The sequence below is a fragment of the Nevskiales bacterium genome (assembly GCA_035574475.1).
GTDB lineage: Bacteria > Pseudomonadota > Gammaproteobacteria > Nevskiales > DATLYR01 > DATLYR01.
On the sequence record DATLYR010000093.1, the window covers coordinates 1 to 5,246 of the forward strand.

At 68.3% G+C, this 5,246-nt stretch carries 7 protein-coding genes; 4 read left to right on the plus strand and 3 right to left on the minus strand.

Annotated elements, in window-relative coordinates:
• Positions 1-104 (minus strand): methionyl-tRNA formyltransferase (locus tag VNJ47_05400; GenBank protein HXG28269.1); only part of this gene is annotated, 104 nt, incomplete at its 3' end.
• A complete protein-coding gene (gene def, locus VNJ47_05405) occupies positions 104-613 on the minus strand; it encodes a peptide deformylase (GenBank protein ID HXG28270.1) in 510 nt (169 codons plus the stop codon). The genes VNJ47_05400 and def, both read right to left, overlap by 1 nt.
• 185 nt (positions 614-798) lie before the next feature.
• Between def and VNJ47_05410 the strand changes: the two genes are divergently transcribed.
• Both VNJ47_05410 and dprA read left to right on the plus strand, forming a co-directional pair.
• A complete protein-coding gene (locus tag VNJ47_05410) occupies positions 799-1,935 on the plus strand; it encodes a LysM domain-containing protein (protein HXG28271.1) in 1,137 nt (378 codons plus the stop codon).
• An 18-nt stretch (positions 1,936-1,953) separates the two neighbouring features.
• Positions 1,954-3,096 (plus strand): DNA-processing protein DprA, encoded by a 1,143-nt coding sequence (gene dprA, locus VNJ47_05415; protein HXG28272.1) that lies wholly within the window; start codon positions 1,954-1,956, stop codon positions 3,094-3,096.
• On the opposite strand, the gene VNJ47_05420 is transcribed toward dprA, so the two are convergent.
• Complete coding sequence (locus VNJ47_05420) at positions 3,087-3,707, minus strand: hypothetical protein (protein HXG28273.1); 621 nt, start codon at positions 3,705-3,707, stop codon at positions 3,087-3,089. The genes dprA and VNJ47_05420 overlap by 10 nt on opposite strands.
• A 189-nt stretch (positions 3,708-3,896) precedes the next feature.
• Between VNJ47_05420 and VNJ47_05425 the strand changes: the two genes are divergently transcribed.
• Together VNJ47_05425 and VNJ47_05430 are read left to right on the plus strand one after the other, a co-directional pair.
• Positions 3,897-4,382, plus strand: a complete 486-nt coding sequence (locus tag VNJ47_05425) for a DUF494 domain-containing protein (GenBank protein ID HXG28274.1) — start codon at positions 3,897-3,899, stop codon at positions 4,380-4,382.
• Between the two features lie 105 nt (positions 4,383-4,487).
• Positions 4,488-5,246 (plus strand): DNA topoisomerase (locus VNJ47_05430; GenBank protein ID HXG28275.1); only part of this gene is annotated, 759 nt, incomplete at its 3' end.

Consider the following 5,246-nt stretch of genomic DNA (forward strand, 5'->3'; position numbering starts at 1 on the left):
CGGTCCGGCTGGGTATAGACCGCGACCACGCTGTGCAGCCCGCCGACCAGCGCCTCGAGCGCCGGCACGGCGAATGCCGGCGTACCGGCGAAGACGATCCGCATCAGGCCTCGCGGGCGTCGGCTTTCTGCAGCTTCTTCAGCAGGCGGCTGCGTTTGAGTTCCGACAAGAGGTCGATGTACAGCTGGCCGTCCAGATGGCCGAGCTCATGCTGGATGCACTGCGCCAGCAGCCCTTCTGCCTCCAGTTCGTAGAACTGGCCATGACGGTCCTGGGCACGCACGCGCAGCCGGCGGAAGCGCCTGACCTTTTCCTGCGCGCCCGGCACCGACAGGCAGCCTTCCTCCATCAGCTCCGGTTCGGCGCTGTGCAGGATCACGGGATTGGCCATCACCATCGGCTGCGGCTGGGCCTTGTCCGGCGAGCAGTCCATCACCGCCAGGCGCAGTGGCACGCCGACCTGGTTCGCGGCCAGGCCGACGCCGGGCGCCGCATACATGGTCTCGAACATGTCCTCGACCAGCCGCTGCAGCTCGGCGCCGAAATCCGTCACCGGCGGCGTGCGCTGGCGCAGGCGCGGATCTGGATGATGCAGGATAGGAAGAACGGCCATCTCGTTGTCAGTCTTACCATTTCGGCGTTTTTGCTGCTACAGTTAGGCGCAGCAGAAGAACCGGGAGGCGGCACATGGGCAACTGGGCAGAGCACGCGCCGGCGCAGACCCCAGAGATTCACCCAGGCACGAGGCGCGAGTATAGCCGGTTTGCCTGCGGCGGAAGTCGCGCTTCGGCCGTCGCCATGGCCGTATTGCTGCTGGCCTTGAGCCCGCTCGGCATCGCCGCCGACGCCGATGCGCCAGCCGAGACGCCTGCAGCCGACACCCCCACCACCGCGGCGGAGGACGCCCCGCCCACGACCGACACGGCCGCCGCGCGCGCGGCGCAGACCGCCGGCCCGGCGCTGAACGAGCACGTGCCGCTGCGTTACGTCGTCAAGAAGGGCGACACGCTGTGGGACATCGCCGACTACTTCCTCAAGGAGCCGTGGAAGTGGCCGGAACTCTGGTACGCCAACCCCGACATCAAGAACCCGCACCTCATTTATCCCGGCGACGTGCTGTACCTGGTGTACGTGGACGGCAAGCCACGGCTCACGCGCGAACCGCCCGATAGCGGGGTCAGCGGCGTGGAGAAACTGTCGCCGCGGGTGCGCGAAGAAGCGCTGCAGGAACCGATCCCCACCATTCCGGGCGATGCCATCCGCGCCTTCCTGATGGGGCCGCGGGTGGTCGGCGCGGAGGAACTGGAAGCGGCGCCTTATATCGTCGAGTTCGCCGAGGAGCACCTGGTGGGCGGCGCAGGCGTGACGGCCTATGCCAAGGGCCTGGCGGAGGACGCGGTGCCAGTGCACAGCGTGGTGCGCAAGGGCGAGGCGTACCGCGATCCCGAAAGCAAGGACATCCTCGGCTACGAAGCCCTTTACATCGGCACGGCCAGCGTCACCACGCCCGGCAAGCCGGCGCGCATCCACATGGACACCACTGTGCGCGAGGTGTTGATCGGCGACCGCCTGCTGCCACAGGACCAGGATGCGTTAGTGGACGCGGCCTACTACCCGCATGCCCCCGAAGGCCGCATCGAGGGCTATATCATTGCCGTCACCGGCGGCGTGTTGCAGATCGGCCAGTACCAGATCGTGACCCTCAGCAAAGGCGCGCGCGACGGCGTCGAGGTCGGCCACGTGTTCTCCATCTACCAGGCGGGACGCCGGGTGCGCGATCCCTACGGCAGCGCCAATGCCACCGTGCTCCTGCCGGAGGAAAAGGCCGGCCTGCTCATGGTGTTCAAGACCTACGAGCGCGTCAGCTACGGCCTGGTGATGAAAGCCACCCGCTCGATCCACCTGCTGGACAAGTTCCGCACCCCGGAAAGCTAAACCCCGACCCGGCGGACCATGGACGGAACCCGCGACCGGCTGCGCAGCTGGCTGACGCTGCTGCTGGCCCCCGATATCGGCCCCTTGCGCGGCGCGCAGCTGTTGGCGCGCTTCGGCTCACCTGCCGCACTGCTGCAGGCCGGCCGTGTGGCCTGGCGTGAGGCCGGTCTGGGCGAGGCTGCGCAGCAGGCGCTCGCGATGCCGGACGAGGCGCGACTGAGCACTGCACTCGACTGGCTGCAAGGCGCGTCTGACCGACACCTGCTGACACTGGACGATCCGCGCTACCCGGCGCGGCTACGGCAGATCGAAGACGCGCCGCTGGCGCTGTTCGTGCTCGGCGACCCGGCGCTGCTGGCGCTGCCACAGCTGGCCATCGTCGGCAGCCGCAATCCGACGCCGGGCGGCCTGGAGAACGCCCGCGCCTTCGCCGCGAGTCTGGCGCAAGCGGGCCTGGTCATCACCAGCGGGCTGGCGCTGGGCATCGACGCCGCCGCACACCAGGGCGCACTCGAGGACGGCGGCCTGACGCTGGCGGTCTGCGGCACCGGGCTGGATCGCGTCTATCCCGCGCGCCACCGCGAGCTGGCGCATGCGATCGCGCGTCAGGGGGCACTGGTGTCGGAGTTCCCGCCCGGTACGCCGGCGCTGGCCGGCAACTTCCCGCGCCGCAACCGGCTGATCAGCGGGCTGTCGCTCGGTGTGCTGGTGGTCGAGGCGGCGCTGCAGAGCGGCTCGCTGATCACCGCGCGTCTGGCCGGCGCGCAGGGGCGTGAAGTGTTCGCCATCCCCGGCTCGATCCACAGCCCATTGGCGCGCGGCTGCCATCGTTTGCTGCGCGAAGGCGCCAAGCTGGTGGAGTCCGCGCAGGACGTGCTCGAGGAAATCGGGCCGCTGCTGGGGCCTGTGCCGTTACCGGGCGCAGCTCCGAGTGCCGATGGCGTGGCGCGCGACGGCGATGCGCCGGACGCGGAGTACCGCAGCCTGCTCGCCGCGCTGGGCCATGAGCCGGCGCGCGTCGACCAGCTCGCGGAGCGCGCCGGCCTGTCGGTCGAGGCCGTGGCCTCGATGCTGCTGATCCTGGAATTGCGCGGCGAGGTGACGCTGCTGCCCGGCGGTGCCTATCAGCGCACCACCGCCGCGAACGGCAGTCAGACATAGGCACCGCCCAGTTCGGGCTCGTCAGGCGCAAACAGCGGCGTCAGCTGCGCCAGGCCGTCCATGAACGTCATGGCCTTGGGTCGCGGCACCGCAGCCTCCGGGTGACTCGGCACCGCGCCATGGCGCCGCATCTCCGCTGGCGGGATCGGCTGCCCGTGCGGCGTCCTCTGCCAGCTCAAGTCGCGCCGGCTGTGCAGGATTTCGCGTTGACTGGCGCTGCGATACCAATAGACCGCCCCATCGATGGCATCGCGCTCGCTCTGGCTCAGGCCGCGGTCGCCACGCACCGACATGTCACGGTTGATCAGCCAGCCTTCGCCGTTGATCAGAAACAGGCGGCGCAGCTGCAGATACAGGCCCACATCCCGCGAGGGCAGACACAGCGTCATATAAATGTGGTTGGCCCAGGACGGCACCGCCGCATGGTGGTAAGCCAGGTAGGTTTCACCGTACAGGCTGGTGCCATGCCGCCCCAGGTGCTCGCGGTCGGCGTGATACAGCACCGCGTAGATCAGGCTCGGCGTGGCGAAGGCCTGATCAGCGATCCGATGCAGGACCTGGACGGCCTTATCGGTATTCAGCTGCTCGGTGAATAGGCGTGGAAACTGCATGTAACACGGGAAGCGAGGCGTGTTTGACGGTCGCACGATGACAGCCGCACACCACCCTGTCGATAGTAAAAATTGCCTAATCGCCGGCCCGCGTTTGACGCCCGCGGCGCTTTACCCCATGCTGCGCCTGAAAATCGCGGCCGTGGATACGCCTTCAGGCCGGATTTCCCAGCCGGTGACCGCACGCGGATGAAAGAAGACGTCCTGGATGTGCTGCTCTATGTCTTCGAGAATTACCAGGAGACGGGGCTGCCGCATCCTCACAATCCGGATGCCCTGAAGACGGAGCTGGAAGCCGCCGGCTTCCCGCGCCAGCAGGTGGACCACGCCTGCCACTGGCTGGAAGGGCTGGCCGCGCAGCAGCGCGAGCCCGGCCCGCAGCTGTCGGCGTCGGCGGCACGCGCCTTCGCGCCGGCCGAGATCGCCTGGCTGTCCCCCGAGTGCCGCGGCTTCGTCCTGCACCTGGTGCAGCTCGGCATCCTCACCCCCGAATTGCGCGAGACCGTGCTCGACCGGCTGATGGCGCTGGCCGAGCACCACCCCGCCGACGAACTCGGCCTCGAGCAGGCCAAGTGGGTCGTGCTGATGGTGCTGTTCAACCAGCCCGGTCAGGAGGCGGCCTACGCCTGGGTCGAGGATATGGTGTACAACCCGCACGGCGGCCTGCTGCACTAGCCATGCGCCTGGCACAGGCAGGGGTTCGTCGCGGGGATGCGTCCCAGTCGCAGGCCTAGACAGCCGTGTTTGCGCATACCGATGCCTGCCGGTCATCCTGACGCCGTGAGCAAAAACCTCGTCATCGTCGAGTCGCCCGCGAAGGCGAACACCATCAAGAAGTACCTGGGCAAGGATTACGAGGTGCTGGCCTCCTACGGCCACGTGCGCGACCTGGTGCCCAAGGAAGGCGCGGTCGATCCCGACAACGGCTTCGCCATGAAGTACGAGGTGATCGAGCGCAACGAGAAGCACGTGGCCAGGATCGCCAGCGCGCTCAAGAAGGCCGACCGCCTGCTGCTCGCGACCGACCCTGACCGCGAGGGCGAGGCGATCTCCTGGCACCTGATCGAGATCCTCAAAGCGCGCAAGGCCCTGGACGGCAAGAAGGTACAGCGCGTGGTGTTCTACGAGATCACCCAACGCGCCGTGAACGAGGCGGTGGCCCACCCGCGCGGCATCTCCTCCGAGCTGGTGGACGCGCAGCAGGCGCGGCGTGCGCTCGACTACCTGGTCGGCTTCAACCTGTCGCCGCTGTTGTGGCGCAAGGTCGCGCCGGGCCTGTCGGCCGGCCGCGTGCAGAGCCCGGCGCTGCGCCTGATCTGCGAGCGCGAGGACGAAATCGCCGCGTTCAAGCCGCAGGAATACTGGACGCTCGAAGCCGAGGTCAGCAAGGGCGGGCAGACCTTCCCGGCACGACTGTATGAGCTCAACGGCGAGAAGGTCGAGCAGTTCACCGTCACCTCGGCCCGGCAGGCGCACGAGGTCGAGCAGGCGCTGCGTGCCGCGGCGCAAGGCAAGGTCACGGTCGCCTCGATCGAGAAG